Source organism: Limnohabitans sp. Bal53 (assembly GCF_003063355.1).
In the GTDB taxonomy this organism is placed as follows: Bacteria; Pseudomonadota; Gammaproteobacteria; order Burkholderiales; family Burkholderiaceae_C; genus Limnohabitans_A.
The window spans coordinates 239614-258142 of sequence record NZ_NESH01000001.1; the positions used below are offsets into that span (position 1 = coordinate 239614).

21 protein-coding genes are annotated in these 18529 nt (G+C 60.7%); 6 read left to right on the forward strand and 15 right to left on the reverse strand.

Features of this window, described 5'->3' with window-relative positions; genetic code table 11:
* Positions 1 to 11: 11 nt before the first annotated feature.
* From rsgA to B9Z50_RS01115, 3 genes are read right to left on the reverse strand one after another with little or no spacing between them, the layout of a single operon-like run.
* Positions 12 to 992 (reverse strand): ribosome small subunit-dependent GTPase A, encoded by a 981-nt coding sequence (gene rsgA / locus B9Z50_RS01105; RefSeq protein WP_108361864.1) that lies wholly within the window; start codon positions 990 to 992, stop codon positions 12 to 14.
* Positions 993 to 998: 6 nt separating this feature from the next.
* Complete coding sequence (locus B9Z50_RS01110) at positions 999 to 1310, reverse strand: 4a-hydroxytetrahydrobiopterin dehydratase (RefSeq protein WP_108361865.1); 312 nt, start codon at positions 1308 to 1310, stop codon at positions 999 to 1001.
* Positions 1307 to 2566, reverse strand: coding sequence for a M48 family metallopeptidase (locus B9Z50_RS01115; protein ID WP_108361866.1), 1260 nt, complete (start codon positions 2564 to 2566; stop codon positions 1307 to 1309). The genes B9Z50_RS01110 and B9Z50_RS01115 overlap by 4 nt, the downstream gene beginning before the upstream one ends.
* Before the next feature lie 95 nt (positions 2567 to 2661).
* On the opposite strand from B9Z50_RS01115, the gene orn reads away from it, so the two are divergent.
* A complete protein-coding gene (gene orn / locus B9Z50_RS01120) occupies positions 2662 to 3252 on the forward strand; it encodes an oligoribonuclease (protein ID WP_108361867.1) in 591 nt (196 codons plus the stop codon).
* Between the two features lie 259 nt (positions 3253 to 3511).
* A complete protein-coding gene (locus tag B9Z50_RS01125) occupies positions 3512 to 5575 on the forward strand; it encodes a DEAD/DEAH box helicase (RefSeq protein ID WP_108361868.1) in 2064 nt (687 codons plus the stop codon).
* Positions 5576 to 5745: 170 nt separating this feature from the next.
* On the opposite strand, the gene rplS is transcribed toward B9Z50_RS01125, so the two are convergent.
* The 4 genes from rplS to rpsP form a co-directional block, all read right to left on the reverse strand.
* Complete coding sequence (rplS, locus tag B9Z50_RS01130) at positions 5746 to 6129, reverse strand: 50S ribosomal protein L19 (protein ID WP_108361869.1); 384 nt, start codon at positions 6127 to 6129, stop codon at positions 5746 to 5748.
* Between the two features lie 116 nt (positions 6130 to 6245).
* Complete coding sequence (trmD, locus tag B9Z50_RS01135; RefSeq protein WP_108361870.1) at positions 6246 to 7043, reverse strand: tRNA (guanosine(37)-N1)-methyltransferase TrmD; 798 nt, start codon at positions 7041 to 7043, stop codon at positions 6246 to 6248.
* A 28-nt stretch (positions 7044 to 7071) separates the two neighbouring features.
* Positions 7072 to 7683, reverse strand: coding sequence for a ribosome maturation factor RimM (rimM, locus tag B9Z50_RS01140; RefSeq protein ID WP_108361871.1), 612 nt, complete (start codon positions 7681 to 7683; stop codon positions 7072 to 7074).
* 16 nt (positions 7684 to 7699) lie between these two features.
* The gene (rpsP, locus tag B9Z50_RS01145; protein ID WP_108361872.1) at positions 7700 to 7951 is read right to left on the reverse strand and encodes a 30S ribosomal protein S16; all 252 of its coding nucleotides are present in this window, start codon (positions 7949 to 7951) and stop codon (positions 7700 to 7702) included.
* Between the two features lie 137 nt (positions 7952 to 8088).
* On the opposite strand from rpsP, the gene B9Z50_RS01150 reads away from it, so the two are divergent.
* Both B9Z50_RS01150 and B9Z50_RS01155 read left to right on the forward strand, forming a co-directional pair.
* On the forward strand, positions 8089 to 8610 hold the full coding sequence (locus B9Z50_RS01150; RefSeq protein ID WP_108361873.1) for a GNAT family N-acetyltransferase: 522 nt from the start codon (positions 8089 to 8091) through the stop codon (positions 8608 to 8610).
* Positions 8611 to 8617: 7 nt separating this feature from the next.
* Positions 8618 to 9064, forward strand: coding sequence for a hypothetical protein (locus B9Z50_RS01155; RefSeq protein WP_108361874.1), 447 nt, complete (start codon positions 8618 to 8620; stop codon positions 9062 to 9064).
* A 50-nt stretch (positions 9065 to 9114) separates the two neighbouring features.
* Here the strand turns inward: B9Z50_RS01155 and folK are convergent, their stop codons facing one another.
* From folK to B9Z50_RS01180, 5 genes are read right to left on the reverse strand one after another with little or no spacing between them, the layout of a single operon-like run.
* The gene (gene folK, locus B9Z50_RS01160; RefSeq protein WP_108362479.1) at positions 9115 to 9594 is read right to left on the reverse strand and encodes a 2-amino-4-hydroxy-6-hydroxymethyldihydropteridine diphosphokinase; all 480 of its coding nucleotides are present in this window, start codon (positions 9592 to 9594) and stop codon (positions 9115 to 9117) included.
* A 29-nt stretch (positions 9595 to 9623) separates the two neighbouring features.
* Positions 9624 to 11177 carry a polynucleotide adenylyltransferase PcnB gene (gene pcnB, locus B9Z50_RS01165; protein WP_108361875.1) on the reverse strand — a complete coding sequence of 518 codons (1554 nt, stop codon included), beginning with the start codon at positions 11175 to 11177 and terminating at the stop codon, positions 9624 to 9626.
* Positions 11174 to 11842 carry an HAD family phosphatase gene (locus B9Z50_RS01170; protein ID WP_108361876.1) on the reverse strand — a complete coding sequence of 223 codons (669 nt, stop codon included), beginning with the start codon at positions 11840 to 11842 and terminating at the stop codon, positions 11174 to 11176. The genes pcnB and B9Z50_RS01170 overlap by 4 nt, the downstream gene beginning before the upstream one ends.
* Positions 11839 to 12525 (reverse strand): DnaA regulatory inactivator Hda, encoded by a 687-nt coding sequence (gene hda / locus B9Z50_RS01175; protein ID WP_108361877.1) that lies wholly within the window; start codon positions 12523 to 12525, stop codon positions 11839 to 11841. The genes B9Z50_RS01170 and hda overlap by 4 nt, the downstream gene beginning before the upstream one ends.
* Positions 12522 to 13637, reverse strand: coding sequence for an AI-2E family transporter (locus B9Z50_RS01180; protein WP_233249703.1), 1116 nt, complete (start codon positions 13635 to 13637; stop codon positions 12522 to 12524). The genes hda and B9Z50_RS01180 overlap by 4 nt, the downstream gene beginning before the upstream one ends.
* A gap of 130 nt (positions 13638 to 13767) precedes the next feature.
* On the opposite strand from B9Z50_RS01180, the gene purM reads away from it, so the two are divergent.
* Positions 13768 to 14820 (forward strand): phosphoribosylformylglycinamidine cyclo-ligase, encoded by a 1053-nt coding sequence (gene purM / locus B9Z50_RS01185; RefSeq protein ID WP_108361879.1) that lies wholly within the window; start codon positions 13768 to 13770, stop codon positions 14818 to 14820.
* Between the two features lie 57 nt (positions 14821 to 14877).
* Here purM and B9Z50_RS01190 read toward each other — a convergent pair whose 3' ends face one another.
* Positions 14878 to 15738, reverse strand: coding sequence for a SirB1 family protein (locus B9Z50_RS01190; protein ID WP_108361880.1), 861 nt, complete (start codon positions 15736 to 15738; stop codon positions 14878 to 14880).
* A gap of 10 nt (positions 15739 to 15748) precedes the next feature.
* Positions 15749 to 17314, reverse strand: coding sequence for a murein biosynthesis integral membrane protein MurJ (gene murJ / locus B9Z50_RS01195; RefSeq protein WP_108361881.1), 1566 nt, complete (start codon positions 17312 to 17314; stop codon positions 15749 to 15751).
* A 173-nt stretch (positions 17315 to 17487) separates the two neighbouring features.
* Between murJ and rpsT the strand changes: the two genes are divergently transcribed.
* Positions 17488 to 17790 (forward strand): 30S ribosomal protein S20, encoded by a 303-nt coding sequence (gene rpsT / locus B9Z50_RS01200; protein WP_108361882.1) that lies wholly within the window; start codon positions 17488 to 17490, stop codon positions 17788 to 17790.
* Positions 17791 to 18087: 297 nt separating this feature from the next.
* On the opposite strand, the gene B9Z50_RS01205 is transcribed toward rpsT, so the two are convergent.
* Positions 18088 to 18408, reverse strand: a complete 321-nt coding sequence (locus B9Z50_RS01205) for a DUF3579 domain-containing protein (RefSeq protein WP_108361883.1) — start codon at positions 18406 to 18408, stop codon at positions 18088 to 18090.
* Positions 18409 to 18529 lie beyond the last annotated feature (121 nt).

An 18529-nucleotide genomic window follows, 5' to 3' on the forward strand; every position in this document is an offset into this window, starting at 1 on the left:
CACCCCGCCCCTCACCATCGCTGCTGGCCCAATTCCTCAAACAACTGCGCGTAAATGCGGTGCCGGCGCACGCTGATGGTGCCGGGGTGCTCGGCGGTTTCGACCTGCGCCAACACGGCGCAACCGGGCTCATGCAAATGCGTGCAGTTGTAAAACTTGCAGCCGCCCAGATGTTTGCGCAAATCGGGCATGCATTCGGCCAAGCGGGTGGGCTCGATGTGGTGCAGGCCAAACTCCTGAAAGCCGGGTGAATCGATCAAAGCCCCGCGTGTGGCACCCGGTTCTGCGCTGGTGTCGAGCGCTGGCACCCAGTACCAACGCGTGCTGGTCGTGGTGTGCTTGCCCGAGTTGAGCGCCAGCGAAATCTCACCGGTTTCCACCTGCGCATCGGGCACCAAGCGGTTGATCAGGGTGCTTTTGCCGCTGCCCGACGGTCCCAGCACCAAGGTGGTCAAGCCTTGCAAATGGGCACACAAGGCGGCCACGCCATCGTCAGCCACCGGGCTTCGTGGGCTCAGGCTGATCGGCATAACGCTGTACCCCATGGCACGGTATGGGGCCAAGCGCTCCCAAGCCTGGGCAAAGGGCTGGGCCAGATCGCTTTTGTTGAGCGCGATGATGGGCGTGATGCGTTCGGCCTCAGCCGCCACCAAGGCGCGAGAAAGCTGACTTTCTGAGTATTCAGGATCGGCCGCGATCAAGATCAGTACGCGGTCCAGATTGGCGGCAAACGATTTGGTGCGAATTTCGTCTTGCCTGTAAAACAGGTTGCGGCGCGCCTTCAGTTGTTCAATGCTGCCCTCGTCACCCGCTATTTGCCACAGCACCTGGTCGCCCACCACCACCTGGTTTTTCTTGCCTCTTGGGTGGCAAATCAGACGACGGCCTTCGGGTGTCTCGACCAGGCAATGGCGACCATAGGTGGCAACCACCAAGCCCGGCTCCAGATCTTGGGCCTGGGGCAAGGCCGGGCGCGCTTTGGGTTTATTCATACCGCATCATGCCGGTAACAACGAGTCTGTCTGGGTGGCCGCCTCAAAATCGAGTCGGCTCAGGCCGTGCACATCGTGCGTGTTCCAGCGCACCAAGCAACGCCTGTAGGTCAGCACCAGTTCTGGGTGGTGGTTGAGCTTTTCAGACAACCACCCCACGCTGTTGACGAAGAGCAGAGCGTGTGTGTGTTCAGCAAAATTGAAGGTCTTTTCGATGGCGACGTTCTCACCATCGCCCGACAAACGCCAGTCCGGAATCTGCCCTAGCGCCATGATCACCTCAGTGGGCTTGAGGGCCCTCACTTCTGGCTTGCTCATGCGGTTTTCATCCTGAGCAACCGCTCACTGGCCGGTGGGTGCGAGTAGTAGAACTTCACATACCAAGGATCGGGCGTGAGGGTCGAGGCGTTGTCTTGGTACAGCTTGAGCAAGGCCGAAGACAAGTCCTTGCCCGGCGTTTGCGACACGGCATAAGCATCGGCTTCGAACTCCTGCTGGCGCGAGCGCCAGGAAGACACGGGAGCAAAGAACAAAGTGAACACGGGCGTGACCAGCATGAACAAGACCAGCGCCAGAGCATCGTTGCTGCCCGACAAATTGGGCATCACACCCAGGCCTGTGTAAAACCAGACTTGCTGCGCCAACCAGCCCAGCAGCGCCAAGCCAGCCAACGTCATGGCAAAGCTGGTCGCCATCATTTTGACGATGTGCTTGTGTTTGAAGTGGCCCAACTCGTGGGCCAGCACTGCTTCCATTTCGGCCGGACTCAGTTGCTTGAGCAAGGTGTCAAAAAACACCACGCGCTTGCTGGCCCCAAAGCCTGTGAAAAACGCATTGGAATGCGCCGAGCGGCGGCTGCCGTCCATCACAAAAAAACCCTTGGCGGTGAAGCCTGCACGTTGCATCAGCCCCTGCACGCGAGCCTTGATCGACTCATCTTCCAAGGGGGTGAATTTGTTGAACAGCGGCATGATCACGTTGGGCGCAATCGCCATCAAAAACAACTGCCAAACCACCAACACGCCCCAGGCCCACAGCCACCACCACGCGCCCCCAGCTTGCATGAGCCACAGCACCACCCACAAAAGCGGCAGGCCCAGCGCCAAACCCAGCACCAACCCCTTGGCCATGTCGGCAAGCCACAAAGCAGGCGTGATCTTGTTGAAACCAAAGCGCTGCTCCACGCCAAAGGTTTGCATGAGCGACAGCGGCAATCCAATCAGACCGCCGACCAGCGTCAAGCCCAGCACCAGCGCGATTTGCTGCGCCATGCCAGGGCCCATCCAGTCCAGCAGCACCTGATTGAGTGCATCGAGCCCACCCAAAAGCGTCCAGCCCAGCAGCACGGCGGCGTCCTGGGCGATGTCGATTTGCGAAAGTCGCGCTTTGGCCAGGGTGTAATCGGCCGCTTTTTGGTGGTCGGCCAGGGCCATGGTGTCGGCGTAAGCCTGCGGCACCGCATCGCGGTGGCGGGCTACATGCCGCACCTGGCGAGCGTTCAGCCAGAACTTGAGGGCCACGTGGGCCAGCAAGGCCACCACCAAAGTCAAGGTCAATGTCAAGGATGCATTCATGCCACCATTGTAGAAGGCGCACTCGGAGTGCCGTCTCGTGTGGCGGGATTCAAGCCCAAGGCTAAGGGGCTCCTGGCATCGGCGACAATCCATGCATGTCTGATGCGAACACCCTCACCCCCGCCCCTGAAGCTGCAGAGCTGCCCAAATCCGACCAAAACTTGGTTTGGATCGATTGCGAGATGACGGGCCTAGACCCTGAAAAAGAACGTCTGCTGGAAATCGCCGTCATCGTGACAGGCCCTCACCTCACGCCGCGCATCGAAGGTCCGGTGCTGGTCATTCACCAAAGCGATGAATTGCTCAACCAGATGGACAAATGGAACAAGGGCACGCACGGTAAAAGTGGGCTGATCGACAAAGTCAAGGCTTCCACCACCAGCGAAGCCGATGCCGAAGAACAAATTTTGGTCTTTTTGAAAAAGTACCTGCCCAAAAACAGCTCGCCGCTGTGCGGCAACACCATCAGCCAGGACCGCCGTTTTCTGGTCAAGTTCATGCCCAAGCTCGAAGCCTTCTTCCACTACCGCAACTTGGATGTGAGCACACTCAAAGAACTGTCGCGTCGCTGGAAGCCCGAGGTCTATGCCAATTTCAAGAAGCAGCAAAAGCACACCGCACTGGCCGATGTACACGAATCCATCGACGAACTGGCGCATTACCGCGAGCATTTCATCCGTTTGTGATTTTTCAGGGAAAACCCTAGCGGTTTTATCTGATCCATGCCATAATAGTGGGCTCGCTGCACAGAGGTGCAGCGTTTCATACATCTCCCTTCATGCCTTGACCCAACGATAGGGTCACTCACAGCGGCCAGGTTCACGCCCAGCGCCTCTCGCGAGCACCGTTTGATGGTTGATGTCTTTTCAACCTTGCGGTGCCTGCGGTCAACAGCAACAGTTTTCTGTTAGCGGCCGTTGTTCCGTGCGAGTTTTATACATACACATGACTGACACTTTGAACACAGTGCAGAGCGAATTGTCGCCTGCCGAAACCACATCTATCGCCACCGAGTCGACTGCACAGCCTGCAGCAACTAATTTGGCCCTTGAAATCATGGCCGCCGCAGCGGCCGAAATCACCCCCGAGCCAGCCGCTGAAGTTACCACTGAAGCAGCCGAAGAAGTCGAAGCCGTCGCCGACGTGCCCAACGGCTTCATCGAACTGGGCCTGGCCCCCGAGCTGGTGCAGGCTGTGGCCGATCTGGGCTACACCCAGCCCACAGCCGTGCAATTGCGCGCCATTCCTTTGGCACTGCCCACCACCGGTGGCTCCAAGGACGGCAAGTCCAATGGCTACACCGACCTGATGGTCTCCAGCCAGACCGGCAGTGGTAAAACCGCCGCCTTCTTGTTGCCCGTGTTGCACACGCTGATTCAGCAAATGGCCGAACAAGAAGCCGCTGAGCGTGCCGAGTTTGATCAAGCCTGCGCCGACGCCGCTGCAAAGGGCGAGCCCGCCCCCAAGCGCGCCAAGCGCAAAGACCCCACTAACCCTCGCAATTTCAAGGCCCCGACCCCTGGTGCCCTGATCCTGTGCCCCACACGTGAATTGGCCCAACAGGTGGCGCAAGACGCCATCGAGCTGGTCAAGCACACTCGCGGTCTGCGCGTGGCCAACGTGGTCGGTGGCATGCCTTACCAGCTGCAAATTGCCAAGCTGCAAAACGCCAACCTGGTCGTGGCCACCCCAGGCCGTTTGCTCGACCTGCAACGCTCCATGCAAATCAAGTTGGACCAGGTGCAGTTTTTGGTGGTGGACGAAGCCGACCGCATGCTCGACCTGGGCTTCTCGGACGACCTGGCCGACATCAACGACATGACCAGCCAGCGCCGCCAGACCATGATGTTCAGCGCCACCTTTGCGCCACGCATTCAGCAATTGGCCATGCGCGTGATGCATGACGGTGGTTCTTCGGTCCAGAAAATCCAGATCGATAACCCCCAGGAAAAGCACAACAACATCAAACAGGTGCTGTTTTGGGCCGACAACGCGCAACACAAGCGCCAGATGCTCGACCACTGGTTGCGTGACGCCACGATCGACCAGGCCATCGTGTTCTCCAGCACCCAAATCGAGTGCGACGGCTTGGCCGCTGACCTGCAGCAAGACGGCTTCTCCGCTGTGGCCCTGCACGGCGCCCTGAGCCAAGGCATGCGCAACCGCCGCCTGATGGCACTGCGCAATGGCCAAGTCCAGATTCTGGTCGCCACCGACGTGGCCGCTCGCGGCATCGACGTGCCCACCATCACCCACGTTTTCAACTTCGGTTTGCCGATGAAGGCTGAGGATTACACCCACCGCATTGGCCGCACAGGCCGCGCTGGCCGTGATGGCCTGGCCGTGACCTTTGCCGAAATTCGTGACCGCCGCAAGATCGCTGACATCGAGTCCTACACACGCCAGCCTTTCAAGGCCGAAGTGATTCCAGGCCTGGAGCCCAAAGTGCGCATGCCCGAAGCCCGCAAGCCCATGGGCCGTGGCGGTGACCGCTTTGGCGGCGAACGCAACTACGCCAACGCAGGTGGTGGTTTCCGCGGTGGCCGTCCCGCCCCCGGTGGCCGTGACTTCGGTGGCAACCGTGACCGCGACAATGGTGGCGGCGGCTTTGACAACCGCGCTCCACGTGGCAACTTCCGTGACGAACAGCCACGCTTCGATGCACGCAAAGACGGCGGCCGTTTTGACGCCCCCCGTGGTGAGCACCGTGGCGGCGGTGACCGCTTTGAGCAACGCGGTGCTCCCGCGCACCCTTGGGACAAAGGCGACAGCCGCCCTGCCCCACGCCAAGACGCCCGTCAGGACGGCCCACGTCAAGGCGGCCGCTGGGAAGACCGTGGTGGTGACAACCGAAACGCCGCCCGTCCTGCCCCTCGCGGCGCAGCGGGTGACAAGTTTGCTCGCGGCCCCAAGCAGTTTGGTGCTGGCAACTTCAAACCCCATGCCGCAGGCGAAGGCACTGCAGGCAAACGTGGCGGCACACGTGTGCTGAAAATCACGCGCGCTTGATCGTTTTCCTGGGCTGCGCTCAGGACTTCAAGATCCTTTCAAGGTCTTGCCCTCACCGGCAAGGCCTTTTTTCATGGCCAGGGGGCTCATCGGGACGCGCCTTGAAGCACCCATAAAAAAACCGCCCAAGGCCTAAACCCGGGCGGTTTTTTCGTATGAACGAAAAGGCTTTACGCTTTGGCAGCAGGTGCTGCTTTGCGCTGAGGCAACTTTTCCTTGATACGTGCCGACTTGCCGCTGCGGTCACGCAGGTAGTACAGCTTGGCGCGGCGAACATCACCACGGCGCTTGACTTCAATGCTGGCGATCACGGGGCTGTAAGTCTGGAACGTACGCTCCACACCTTCGCCACTGGAGATCTTGCGCACAGTGAAGCCACTGTTCAGACCACGGTTACGCTTGGCGATCACAACACCTTCGTAGGCTTGGACACGCTTGCGCGTACCTTCCACCACGTTGACGCTGACGATCACGGTGTCGCCGGGGGCAAATTCAGGAATCACTTTACCCAAACGGGCAATTTCTTCCTGCTCAAGAGTTTGAATCAAATTCATTTTTTGAACTCCGTCCGATCATGCCTCGCTACACAAGGGGCGTTCTGTGCTGTAAAGGCCATGCCAAAACATGACTGAGCCAGATCGCGGCGGGTAGAGGATCGAAAAGCCCTTGATTATAGCTTTTTTGGCGGTGCGGATGGCGCCGCATCCGTCAAGCCGACTTGAGACCGCTGGAGAAAAGCCTCGTCTTGGCGGCTGAGCTTTTCAAGCTGCCGGGCCTGATCCAGCAACTCGGGGCGGTGCAAAACCGTCAAGCGCAGGCTTTGCTCGCGCCGCCACCGGGCGATCTGCGCATGGTGGCCCGACATCAATTCGGGCGGTACCGCATGGCCCTGCCAAACTTCGGGACGGGTGTAGTGTGGGCTGTCCAGCAAACCGTCAAGCGCTGGGTTAAAGCTGTCGAGCTGGTGGCTGCCTTCATCGTTCAAGACACCGGGCTGCAAACGGGCGACTGCATCAAGCAAGGCCATGGCCGCGATTTCACCGCCTGAGAGCACAAAGTCGCCCAAACTGATTTGCTGGTCGACATATTGGTCAATGAAACGCTGATCCACACCTTCGTAGCGGCCGCACAGCAGCACCGCACCCAAGCTGGCCGACCATTGGGCCACCGCGCTGTGGTTCAGGGCCCGGCCTATCGGAGAAAACAACACCAGGGGTGCAGGTGTTTCTTCTTGCCGATCGGCGCGAATGGCCGTCAAGCACTTGAACAAGGGCTCGGCAAGCATGACCATGCCGGGACCACCGCCAAAAGATCGGTCGTCCACCCGGCGGTAATTGCCTTCGGCATGGTCGCGCGGGTTCCACAAACGCACGTCAACCAAACCGCTTTCGTAAGCACGGCGCGTGATACCGCTGGTCAACAGCGGTGCAAACAATTCAGGAAACAGGGTGATGATGTCAAAGCGCATGGGGATGGCCCTCCACGGCCGGGGCGGCTCAATAGTCGGGCTGCCAGTCGACCGTGATGCGCTTGGCGGACAAGTCAACGCCGTCGACGAAGGCCGCTACAAACGGGATCATGCGCTCAACAGGTTTGCCGCCTTCCGTCTCGGCAGCGGCTTCAATGACCAGAACGGTTTGCGGGCCAGTGGACATGAGGTCACGCACCAAGCCCAAGTCCAGACCTTCGCGGTTGAGCACTTGCAGACCGATCAGGTCGACCCAGTAGTACTCACCATCGGCCGCAGCAGGAAAGCTCGAGCGAGGTACAAAAATTCGGCCTCCGCGCAAAGATTCGGAAGCATTGCGGTCGTCAATGCCTTGGGCACGCGCCACCACGGTGTCGGAATGGTCTTTGACTTCGAGGATATTGAGCAGCAAGGGCTCGCGCCAGGCCTGTTGTGCAGCGGCTGAGGCCTCTTGGCCACGCTGGGGTTTCATGGGCCGATCGGGCGGCAACAAAAACCAGCTTTTGGCAGAAAAAAGCGCCTCGGGCGAGGCGCTGTGGGGCAAGACCTTGAACCAGCCTTTGATGCCCCAGGCATCGGTGATGCGTCCAATTTCGATGGCGTCAGCCGGCAGTGCGGCTGTTTCCAAAGGCGGACGCATGACCTGTGCGAACCGATCAGGCTGCGGCTTTGCCGGCTTGACGGATCAGGCGTTCCACGGTGGGAGAAGCTTGGGCGCCTACGCTCTTCCAGTAGGTCAGGCGGTCTTGCGCAATGCGCAGACCTTCTTCGGCACCACGCGCGGTTGGGTTGTAGAAACCGATGCGCTCGAGGAAGCGGCCATCGCGACGCACGCGCTTGTCAGCAACGACGATGTTGAAGAAAGGACGTGCTTTAGAGCCGCCGCGGTTCAAACGAATAACAACCATGATTTATCCTTGGGTGGTTGGGCTTCTTGGGAACAATTGCCCAGATGCCCGGTATCCTTCAGCGTTTGAGACACGCAACTGGCCACCCGGCCAGTGACACACTGAAAAGCCAATCATTATACAACGGGAGCTTTGCCTTGCCTCTGATCCGCCCCAGCCGCGACGAAGATGTCGCCGCCATCACGGCCATTTACCGCCACCACGTACTGACCGGCACCGGTACTTTCGAGATCGATTCGCCCTCTGAGGCCGACATGGCCAGCCGCCGCGCTGATGTGTTATCCAAAGGCTTGCCTTACCTTGTGGTCGAAGACGAAGGCCGCGTGATCGGTTTTGCCTATTGCAACTGGTTCAAGCCCCGCCCTGCCTACCGCTTTTCTGCCGAAGACTCCATTTACATGGCACCAGACGCCCACCGCAAGGGGATGGGCCGCGCACTGCTGGCTGAGTTATGCGCCCTGGCAGAACGCGCGGGTGTGCGCAAATTTCTGGCCGTCATCGGTGACTCGGCGAATGCGGGGTCCATCGGCGTGCATACGGCCTTAGGCTTTAGCCACGTCGGCGTACTGAAATCCTGCGGCTGGAAATTCGATCGCTGGCTCGATGTCGTGATGATGGAAAAGCCTTTGGGTGCAGGTGACAGCAGCCCTCCGCAATAATCGCTCCATGAAAAACAAAACTCTTGCGACTTGGCTGGCTTTCTGGACTGGCCCATTGGGTCTGCACCGTTTCTATCTGTATGGGTTCACGGACGTGCTGGCATGGCTGCTGCCCATCCCCACTGCATTGGGTTTTTATGGCCTCGAACGTGTGCAGCAATTTGGCCAAGACGACAGACTGAGCTGGTTGTTGATTCCTTTGCTGGGCTTCACCATCGCGGGCTGCGCGCTCAACGCCATCGTCTACGGCTTGACGCCCATCGACAAATGGAATGCGCGCTTCAACCCCCAATCGGACAGCTTGAACCCAGCAGGCCGCACGCAATGGGGCACCATCATCGGCATCGTCATCGCCTTGCTGTTTGGCACCACGGTGCTGATGTCCAGCCTGGTCTTCAGCCTGCAGCGTTACTTTGAATACCAAATCGAAGCGGCCCGACTGATCAGCCAATAAGGTCACAAGTTTGACCGTTGTCGCCCATCAAGCGCCAAGCGGGTGAAAAATCAGGTGTGCGCTGCCCTGTCACGCTCTATGGCTTGGCCGGCCACGCGGGCCAGGTCTTCAGCGCCCACACGCTGCGGCCACACATCGGCCAAGGGGACGAGCACAAAAGCCCGCTCGCGCCAGCGCGGGTGGGGCAGCGTCAGGCGGGGGCTGTGCATGCAGGCATCGCCGTAAAACAGCAGGTCCAGATCCAGGGTGCGAGGTGCATTCACGTAGGGGCGCAAACGGCCTGTCTGGTGCTCGATGGCTTGCAAAGCGTCCAGCACATCGGGGGCAGACAACCGCGTGTCGATGCGAGCCACTGCATTGATGAAGTCAGGACCCTGGGCTTCGTGGGGGGCTGTACGGTATAGCGCAGAGCGGCCTGTGACATCAATCCCGGGCTCACGCGCCAGTGTCTCAAAGGCCTGCAGCACAGTCGAACGGGCATCGCCCAAATTGGCCCCCAAGGCCACATACGCGGTGACTGGGTCTCGCAAGATCAACCCTCGCTGTTCAGCTCAAAGATTCAAGCGGCGTTGCCGCCGTCGCCCGCCTGATCACCAGCAGCGCCGGGCTTGCGGCGACGGCGGCGGCGTTTTTTGGCCGCACCATCGTCACTGCCTTCAGCCTCCACTGCAGGCCGGCTCTCGGCTGACGCGGGCGCACCTTCGGGTCGGGGCGCACGACGCACCCGCGGCTTGGCCGCTTGCGAGGCCTGCTGCTCGGCCTTGGCCGCCTGCACCAGGTCTTCGCGCTCTGAGTCGCTGGCCATGCTGAACTCTTGCCACCAGTCGGCCAGGCGAATGTCCACTTCTTCGATGTCGGCACGCAAGCGTAAAAAGTCAAAGCCTGCGCGAAAGCGAGGCTGTTCGACCAGGCCAAACGGTGTGCTGCCCACCCGCTTTTCAAAGCGCGGCTGCATCATCCAGATCTCGCGCATATCGGCGGCCAGCTTGCCACGCCCGGACACATCGCCGATACGGGCGTCAAACACCTCGTCGATCGCGTCTTGCAAAGCCGGGTGCGGGTGCTCCTTGCGCGCCAGGCGTTTGGCCCAGCCTTCGCGCACGTCGGCCCACAGCACACAAGCGAGCAAGAAGCTAGGCGCCACGGGCTTACCCTCACCCACGCGGCGGTCGGTATCAGCCAAGGCCACCTGCACAAAGGCACTGTCGGCCCGCTCCACCACCACATCCAGCAAGGGGTAAATGCCGGTGGCCAGCCCCAGATTTTTCAGCTGCGCAATCGAAGCCAAAGCATGCCCGGTCTGCAAGAGTTTGAGCATCTCGTCAAACAAGCGGCTTTGCGGCACATCGGCCAGCAAAGTCGCCGACTTCGTCAGGGGTTTGGCGGTTTTGACTTCGAGCTTGAAACCCAGTGGGCTGAGCTTGGCCGCAAAGCGCACGGCGCGGATGATGCGCACCGGGTCTTCACGGTAACGCGCCACCGGGTCGCCAATCATGCGCAGCACGTGCTTTTTGGCGTCCTGGATGCCACCGTGGTAGTCCACCACGATCTGGGACTCGGGGTCGTAATACATGGCGTTCACGGTGAAGTCGCGGCGTGTGGCGTCTTCGTCTTGCGGGCCCCAGACGTTGTCGCGCAGCACACGGCCCGATGAATCCACCGCGTGTTGCATGCCTTCGAGCTGGCGTTTGCTGGTGCGCTCATTGCCCTTGACCTGCTCCGCGGCCACGTTGTCCAGATGCGCCCGAAAGGTGGAGACCTCGATCACCTCGTTGTCACGTCCCCGGCCGTACACCACGTGCACGATGCGAAAGCGCCGCCCGATGATGAAAGCTCGGCGAAACAGGCCCTTGACCTGCTCAGGTGTGGCGTTAGTCGCCACATCAAAGTCTTTGGGGCGCAGGCCCAGCAGCAGATCGCGCACCGCACCACCCACCACATATGCCTCGAATCCGGCCTGTTGGAGGGTGCGCGTGACGTTGATGGCGCGCTCGTCCACCAAGTTGGGGTCGATGCCATGCACCGATGCGGGCACCTCGGTGCGGCGGCCAAAGTGGGGCTTGCTGCTTTTAGGCGTTTTGCCCATCAGCTTGTCGATGAATTGTTTGATCATTCTTGAAAGAGGTCGAGGATGCGCCAGCCACGCTCTGTGGCCAGTTGACGCAACCGAGCGTCAGGGTTCGTTGCCACCGGATGGTGGGCTTTTTCCAACAGCGGCAAGTCGTTCATGGAGTCCGAATAGAACGTCATCTCCACATCGCTCCAGTCCAGGCCTTTTTGACCCAACCATTGCGCGACCCGGGTGACTTTACCCTCCCGAAACGACGGGGTGCCCCGGATTTCGCCTGTGATCCAGCCGCTGGCATCGCGTTCGAGGTCGACCGCGATCAACTCGCTAACCCCAAAGGCTTGGGCAATCGGGCGGGTCACAAACTCGTTGGTGGCGGTCACGATCATGACCGTGTCCCCCGCGTGCTGGTGCGATCGTACCAGTGCCAGTGCCTCGGGCGTGATGAGCGGACGGATCACTTCGTCCATGTAGCGAGCATGTGCCTGCGCCGCCTCGGCCGCTCCGCGTTCGCGCGCCGCGCGCGTGGCAAAGCGCACGTAGTCATGAATGTCCAGCGTGCCCGCCTGGTAATGGGCATAAAACTCGTCATTGCGTTGGCTGAACACCGCCGGGTCGGTCCAACCCATTTCGGTCGTGAACACCCCCCAAGTGTGGTCAGAGTCCAGTGGCAGCAAGGTGTGGTCCAGGTCAAACAGGGCGAGTTTCATTCGTTCTCCAGCATCGCGCGCACCAACGGAATGGTCAGAGCGCGCTGCGTTTGCAAGGCGTAGTGGTCCAGGTGGTCGAGCAGTTGCATGAGGCTGCCCAAATCACGCGAAAAGCGCTTGAGCATGTACGACATGACGTCGTCGCTCAAAAACAGGCCCCGGGCATCGGCCTCTTGGCGCAGCACAGCGCGGCGCTCGGGTTCGTCCAACACCTGCAGGGCGTCGATGTGGCCCCAGCCCAGGCGGCTGCGCAAATCGTCGCGCAGCTTCAGATCGGCCGGGGGCAAAGCCCCTGCGGCCAAGACCCAGCGCGGCGTGCCGCTGCGGGGCGTCAAGGCGTTGACAAACCAGTTGAAGGCGGTGTGCTGCTGCTCGGCGTTGTACAGGTGCACATCGTCCATCAGCACAGCGGCCCAATCGTCGTTGAACTCGGGCGGATCCATGCTGTGGGCGTCCAGCCAGCCCACCTGCGCGCCCTGCTCTTGCAGCGCATGGTGCACGGCATGCAGCAAATGGGTTTTGCCCGAGCCGCTCTCGCCCCACAGATAGCTGGGCACGGGAGAGCGACTGGCCGAGGCTGTCCACAAACGCAAGTGGCTCAACGCGGCCGCGTTGGGACCCGCAAAAAAATTGTCCAGCGTGGGCGTCGAGGCCAGGCCGATGTCCAAAGCAAGCTGCTTCATGCCTGATCGGGTCCTTGTTCCACCGCACCCGAGCCGCTTTTGCGGTACAGATCACTTTGCAGGTATTGCGCCCGCAAGCGGCGCAAACCCACCAGCAAGACCGCACTGGCGGGCAACGCGATCAGCACGCCCACAAAACCCAGCACTTGGCCAAAAGCCATCAAGGCCAAAATGACGGCCAATGGGTGCAAGCCAATGCGCTCGCCCACCAGGCGGGGCGTCAGCACAAAGCTCTCAATCAACTGCCCCAGGCCATAAACCACGGCCACCATGAGCAAGGCCTGCGACGGCGCCAACTGCAGCAAACCGGCCAACAGCGCCAGCACCAGGCCCAAGCCAAAGCCCAAATAAGGCACAAACACCGCCAACCCGGTGAACACGCCAATGGGCAGCGCCAGGTCCAGACCGAACAAACTCAGGCCCAGCGAATACAACACGGCCAGCACCAACATCACCAGCATCTGCCCTCGCAGGTACTCGCCCAAAACCTCGTCGCAGTCATGCATGAAGTCGTCGAATCGTCCGCGCCACGCCGGAGGCACCAACACGAGCATGCTGTTGACCAGCCGCGTCCAGTCGTACAGCATGTAAAACAAGGCCACGGGCACCAGCACCGAATAGCCTGCCACGGCCAGCGCCAAACTACCGCCCAGCTTGAGCGAGGACATGAGCGGGGCCCACCAATCCTCTCGGTTGGCGCTCAGGTAAGTCACCAGCTGTTGTTTCAGGTCGGCCAGATCCAGCGAGACATTCAGTCCCAACTGGGCCAACAAGGGGTTGATGGCATCGCCCAGGCGGTCAAGCAGCAAAGGCAATTGCTGCTGCAACAAAGGCCATTCGCGCACCAAAATCGGCACCATCAACAAAAACAAACCCAACAGGGCCAACAAGGCCAGCGCCTCCACCAACACCACGGCCAAAGCGCGCGGCAAACGCCCACCGGCCACACCCTCAAGCTTGAGCACCAAGGGGTGCAACACATAAGCCATCACGGCCGCGATCACAAAAGGCGCCAGCACTGGGGCCAGCAGCCAGAAAACCAACACGGCAGCCAGGGCCACGCCCAGCCAGGCGGCCAGTCGGGTCATGAAAAAAGGAAGGGGGGCTTGCATGCGGTCTCTTGTTTTGCCGGGGACTGGCCCGAGCGCTCAGGGCTAACCCTTAAAATAAGCCCTGATTTTAGTCTGCCAGCCCGTTTATTGGCCCTCCTTCCTGTTCACACGCCCCTTTCGGGCCAAAACCATGACTCAAACCCCTCTTTCCTACAAAGACGCCGGCGTCGACATCGTTGCGGGCGACGCACTGGTCGAGCGCATCAAACCCCTGGCCAAGAAAACCATGCGCGAAGGCGTGCTGGCCGGCATCGGCGGTTTTGGCGCGCTGTTTGAAGTGCCCAAGCGTTACAAGGAACCCGTGCTGGTCAGCGGCACCGACGGCGTAGGCACCAAACTCAAACTCGCATTTGAATGGAACATGCACGACACCGTGGGCATCGACCTGGTGGCCATGAGCGTGAACGACGTGCTGGTGCAAGGCGCCGAGCCTCTGTTCTTCCTCGACTACTTTGCCTGCGGCAAGCTGGACGTGGACACGGCAGCTGCCGTGGTCGGCGGCATTGCCAAGGGCTGCGAGCTGTCCGGCTGCGCCCTGATTGGCGGCGAAACCGCCGAGATGCCCGGCATGTACCCCGCTGGCGAATACGACCTGGCGGGTTTTGCGGTCGGTGCAGTCGAAAAATCCAAAATCCTCACGGGCCAGAATGTGAAAGCCGGGGACGTGGTGCTGGGCCTGGCTTCGAGCGGCGTGCACTCCAATGGCTTTTCGCTGGTGCGCAAGTGCATCGAGCGCGCAGGCAGCAACGCCCCTGCAACCCTGGACGGCAAGCCCTTCAAACAAGCCTTGATGGCGCCGACACGGTTGTATGTGCTCAATGTGCTGGCCGCCCTTGCCAAGCACCCGAACACAGAAGAAGCCTCTGGCATCAAGGCACTGGCCCACATCACAGGCGGTGGCTTGCTCGAAAACATTCCCCGCGTACTGCCCGATGGCTTGGCAGCTCACCTGCAAAAAGGCAGCTGGCCCCAGACCGAACTGTTTGCCTGGCTGCAAGCCACCGCAGGCATCGACGACATCGAGATGAACCGCACCTTCAACAACGGCATCGGCATGGTGGTGGTGGTGGACGCGGCCGAAGCGCAAAGCTGTGCCGACACCTTGCGCGCGCTGGGCGAGTCGGTCTACACCATCGGCCGCATCGCACCCCAAGGCGATGGGGCTCAGGTGGTGGTGGCCTGAGCCTTCAGGCCCTCAGTCTCAAGCGGTTGACCTCCAGCGGCCCGCCTGAGCACCCCGTCACAACGCCGAAAGCTCGCTGACCCGGTTGCGCAGGGCCACGGTGTCGGGCCCTGCGGGCACGGCCTCCAGGTACAACCGCAGGTCCTGCAAGGCTTCGTGCACATGCCCCATTTCGGCATGCACCAGGCCCCGGTCGCGCCGCTCGGACCACACCTCGGGCAGCAAGATCACCAACCTGTCGAGCACCTGCAGCATGCGCGGCCAGTCTTCCTGGGAACGGAAAATTTCTTTCAGGTTGCGCAGCATGCGTGCCAGCATGTCGCGGGGCGGGCAGGCTTGCAAATACAAGCCCAAAGGGGTCTCCCCCTCGTCCAGGTCGGGCGCAGCGCTCTGGTCCGCGGGGTCCCGGAAAGGGCTCAGGCGCTCGGACAAATTGTCCAGGCCTAAAGACTCGCCCGTGAGCGGGTCCAGCACCACCAGCCCCCCTTCAAGAGCCACCTTCACCAAAAAGTGGCCAGGGAAAGAAATGCCTTGCGCCTTCAACTCCAGCGCCCGAGCCAGCTCCAGCCAGATCACCGCCAGCGAAATCGGGATGCCCCGGCGCGTGCGCAGCACTTCGAAGATGTAGCTGTTTTCCGGGGCGTAATAGTCATTGGCATTCACCCCAAAGCCCAAGTCCTTGTAGAAGACCTGCGTCAAGATGGCCAAGCGAGTCAGGTCATCGGCCTCGTCGGGCATGCGCGCCGTGACCCGTTTGAGCAAGCGCTCCACATCGTCGAGCACCTGCTGCACGTCGATGCTGGGCTCTTCGTCCTGCGCAAGACTGGCGGCCGCCTCCAGCAAAGGAAAGTGCTCGTCGCTTTGCACCAGGCTGGTGAAATAACCCAAAGGGGTCGGGGCAGAAAAAGTCAGCGCCATGAGAAATCTTTCAACGCTTGAGGAAGGCCTTGAGCCGCAAACCCGTGGCCCACAACACCCCAAAATAAAGCAAGGCCGAGCCCGCCAATACCGCCACCATCCAGCCCATGCGCAACCAAGCCTCTTGGCGCATGGCCACCCAAGGCAAATGGTTCGCCGCGAACCACAGCAAGGCCGTCAGCCAAATCGTTGCCAGCAGCACCTGCAAGCCAAAGCGCCACCAGCCGGGCTGCGGCTTGTAACTGCCCCGACGCAGCAGCCCCACCAGCAGCCACAAGGCATTGACCAAAGCCCCCAAACCAATGGACAGAGCCAGCCCGGCGTGGGCCAGGTAAGGCACCAGCAACACGTTGAAAATTTGGGTGAGCACCAGCACCGCGACCGCGATGCGCACCGGCGTGCGGATGTCTTGGCTCGCGTAATAGCCCGGGGCCAGCACCTTGATGGCCACCAGGCCCAGCAAGCCCACACCGTAGCCCGTCAGGGCCAAAGTGGTTTGCTGCACATCGCGGTCGGTGAAGGCCCCATAGTGGTAGAGCACCGACACCAGGGGCTGCGAAAACACCAGCAAAGCTGCCGCACAGGGCAAAGCCAGCAGCAGCACCAGACGCAAGCCCCAGTCGAGCATGGCGGCATAACGCTCGCTGTCGCCCGTGGCTTTGGCTGCGGCCAGCTGCGGCATCAGCACCACACCCAGTGCCACGCCCAAAATGGCCGTGGGGAACTCCATCAAACGGTCGGCATAGGTCAACCAACTGACGCTGCCGGGGGCCAGGTGGGAAGCGATCTGGGTGTTGATGAGCAGGGAAATTTGGGCCACACCCACACCCAGCAAAGCCGGGCCCATCAGGCGCAAGATGTTCAAGGTGGCGGGGTTGGTCCAGGCTTTTTTGACGGCGCGGGGTCGCACGCCCAAACGGGGCAGCAAACCCAACCGGGCCAAGGCCGGAATCTGCACTGCCAACTGCAAGACACCGCCCACCATCACACCCACAGGCAAGGCATAGATGGCCTCCACGCCCTGCTTGGCCAACCAGGGCGACAAAAACCAAGTGGCTGCGATCACGCTCACATTCAGCAGCACAGGCGTGGCCGCGGGCACAGCAAAACGCTTCCAAGTGTTCAAAATTCCGGCCGACAAAGCGACCAAGGACATGAAGGCGATGTAGGGAAACATCCAGCGCGTCATGTTCACAGCCGCGCCGAAACCCCGGGCGTCTTGCTGCAAGCCACTGGCCAGCGCCCAGACCAACCAAGGCGAGGCCAAAACACCCAAAACAGACAAGGCCAGTACCGACCAGGCCAGTGCCGTGGCCACACTGTCGATCACTTCCTTGGTCGCCTCGTCGCCATGCTGGGCGCGGGTAGCGGCCAGCACCGGGACAAAAGCCTGGCTGAAGGCCCCTTCGGCAAACAGGCGGCGAAACAGGTTGGGAATGCGAAAGGCCACATTGAAGGCATCGGTCAAGGCGCTGGCCCCGAACAGGGAGGCCATGAGCAGCTCGCGCACCAAACCTGTGACCCGGGAGGCCAAGGTAAAAATCGACACGACGGAGGCAGATCGGAGGAGGCTCACAGTGGCCGAGTGTAGCGGCCACTCTCGAGCCTGCTTCACATGCCTTGACCGCGCGACGGATTCAGACGCGGGCCTGGCCTGCTGATCCACCCAAGGAGCCGGATGCCGTTTTCAGGTCTGCTAGAATGCCGGGTTCGCTGGACATCATCCTCAGACACTGAAAGAACTTATATATGGCATCCGCTAAACCTAAAAAGAAAAACCCCCGTCTTGCTTCCGGCCGTAAACGCGTCCGCCAAGACGTCAAAATCAACGCTGCGAACTCTTCGCTGCGCTCCAAATACCGCACTGCTGTGAAAAACGTCGAAAAAGCCGTTGCAGCAGGCGACAAGACCAAAGCCACCGAGTTGTTTGCCAAGATGCAAGCTGTGGTGGACATCATTGCCGACAAAGGCATCTTCCACAAGAACAAGGCCGCTCGTGACAAGAGCCGCCTGAGCGCCAAAGTGAAAACTTTGGCTCTTGCCGCAGCCTGATCCGCTCCATCAGATCAACAGCCCGGCGAGGCTTAGTCCCCGCCGCCGTTTGAAACGGGTGCGCTGTCCGCGAAAACTGAACCGCCCTGGTGCAAACCTTGGCGGTTTTTTCATGTCCATTTGGCAGATTGGCAGATGCTGAGTTGGGGCCATCGCCGGGCTCCTCATGACTCGCTTTGCTCGTAAAAATCGTCACCCGGCGATGGCCCCAACTCAGCGGGGTTGATCTTGGCATCCATACCTTCAAGAACTCGGGACCCATAAAAAAACCGCCCTTGGGCGGTCGGTTCTTAGGTCTTATTTTTTGGGCGGTGGGTCGGGCAGCAAACAGGCTTCGGCCACTTGCAAGCCGTTGTCGCGCGCAAAGTTCATCACGAAATCCCAGGCCATGACGTTGTGCTCGCGCAATTCGTGGTTCACGATCACACACTTGACCCCGGCCAGCGTGGTGGGAATGCACCAGGGTGAATAACTCAGGTGGCTCCCAGGGGTTGCACCGCCAGGACGAAAGGGGCTCATGACGCCCGCCAGGCGTTCGGCCCAGTCGCTGGGTCTGAAAGGCTTGCCGTCCTGGGTGATGCCCTGGATGAAAACTTCTTTGGCGTTGTTGGAAACCATCGGATAGAGGTGTAAATCAGTTGACCCCGCAGGGCGGGATCGCCACCCACGGGTTTACCCAAGTATTTTATCTTATATAAGACTTGAAGCGTCCCCAAGCCCATTGGCGAAAGGCTGGAAT

Bases quoted from the DNA above. Each gene is read 5' to 3' on its own strand.
- rsgA (WP_108361864.1), bottom strand. From the start codon at position 992: ATGAATAAACCCAAAGCGCGCCCGGCCTTGCCCCAGGCCCAAGATCTG.
- B9Z50_RS01110 (WP_108361865.1), bottom strand. From the start codon at position 1,310: ATGAGCAAGCCAGAAGTGAGGGCCCTCAAGCCCACTGAGGTGATCATG.
- B9Z50_RS01115 (WP_108361866.1), bottom strand. From the start codon at position 2,566: ATGAATGCATCCTTGACATTGACCTTGACTTTGGTGGTGGCCTTGCTG.
- orn (WP_108361867.1), top strand. From the start codon at position 2,662: ATGTCTGATGCGAACACCCTCACCCCCGCCCCTGAAGCTGCAGAGCTG.
- B9Z50_RS01125 (WP_108361868.1), top strand. From the start codon at position 3,512: ATGACTGACACTTTGAACACAGTGCAGAGCGAATTGTCGCCTGCCGAA.
- rplS (WP_108361869.1), bottom strand. From the start codon at position 6,129: ATGAATTTGATTCAAACTCTTGAGCAGGAAGAAATTGCCCGTTTGGGT.
- trmD (WP_108361870.1), bottom strand. From the start codon at position 7,043: ATGCGCTTTGACATCATCACCCTGTTTCCTGAATTGTTTGCACCGCTG.
- rimM (WP_108361871.1), bottom strand. From the start codon at position 7,683: ATGCGTCCGCCTTTGGAAACAGCCGCACTGCCGGCTGACGCCATCGAA.
- rpsP (WP_108361872.1), bottom strand. From the start codon at position 7,951: ATGGTTGTTATTCGTTTGAACCGCGGCGGCTCTAAAGCACGTCCTTTC.
- B9Z50_RS01155 (WP_108361874.1), top strand. From the start codon at position 8,618: ATGAAAAACAAAACTCTTGCGACTTGGCTGGCTTTCTGGACTGGCCCA.
- pcnB (WP_108361875.1), bottom strand. From the start codon at position 11,177: ATGATCAAACAATTCATCGACAAGCTGATGGGCAAAACGCCTAAAAGC.
- B9Z50_RS01170 (WP_108361876.1), bottom strand. From the start codon at position 11,842: ATGAAACTCGCCCTGTTTGACCTGGACCACACCTTGCTGCCACTGGAC.
- hda (WP_108361877.1), bottom strand. From the start codon at position 12,525: ATGAAGCAGCTTGCTTTGGACATCGGCCTGGCCTCGACGCCCACGCTG.
- B9Z50_RS01180 (WP_233249703.1), bottom strand. From the start codon at position 13,637: ATGCAAGCCCCCCTTCCTTTTTTCATGACCCGACTGGCCGCCTGGCTG.
- purM (WP_108361879.1), top strand. From the start codon at position 13,768: ATGACTCAAACCCCTCTTTCCTACAAAGACGCCGGCGTCGACATCGTT.
- B9Z50_RS01190 (WP_108361880.1), bottom strand. From the start codon at position 15,738: ATGGCGCTGACTTTTTCTGCCCCGACCCCTTTGGGTTATTTCACCAGC.
- rpsT (WP_108361882.1), top strand. From the start codon at position 17,488: ATGGCATCCGCTAAACCTAAAAAGAAAAACCCCCGTCTTGCTTCCGGC.
- B9Z50_RS01205 (WP_108361883.1), bottom strand. From the start codon at position 18,408: ATGGTTTCCAACAACGCCAAAGAAGTTTTCATCCAGGGCATCACCCAG.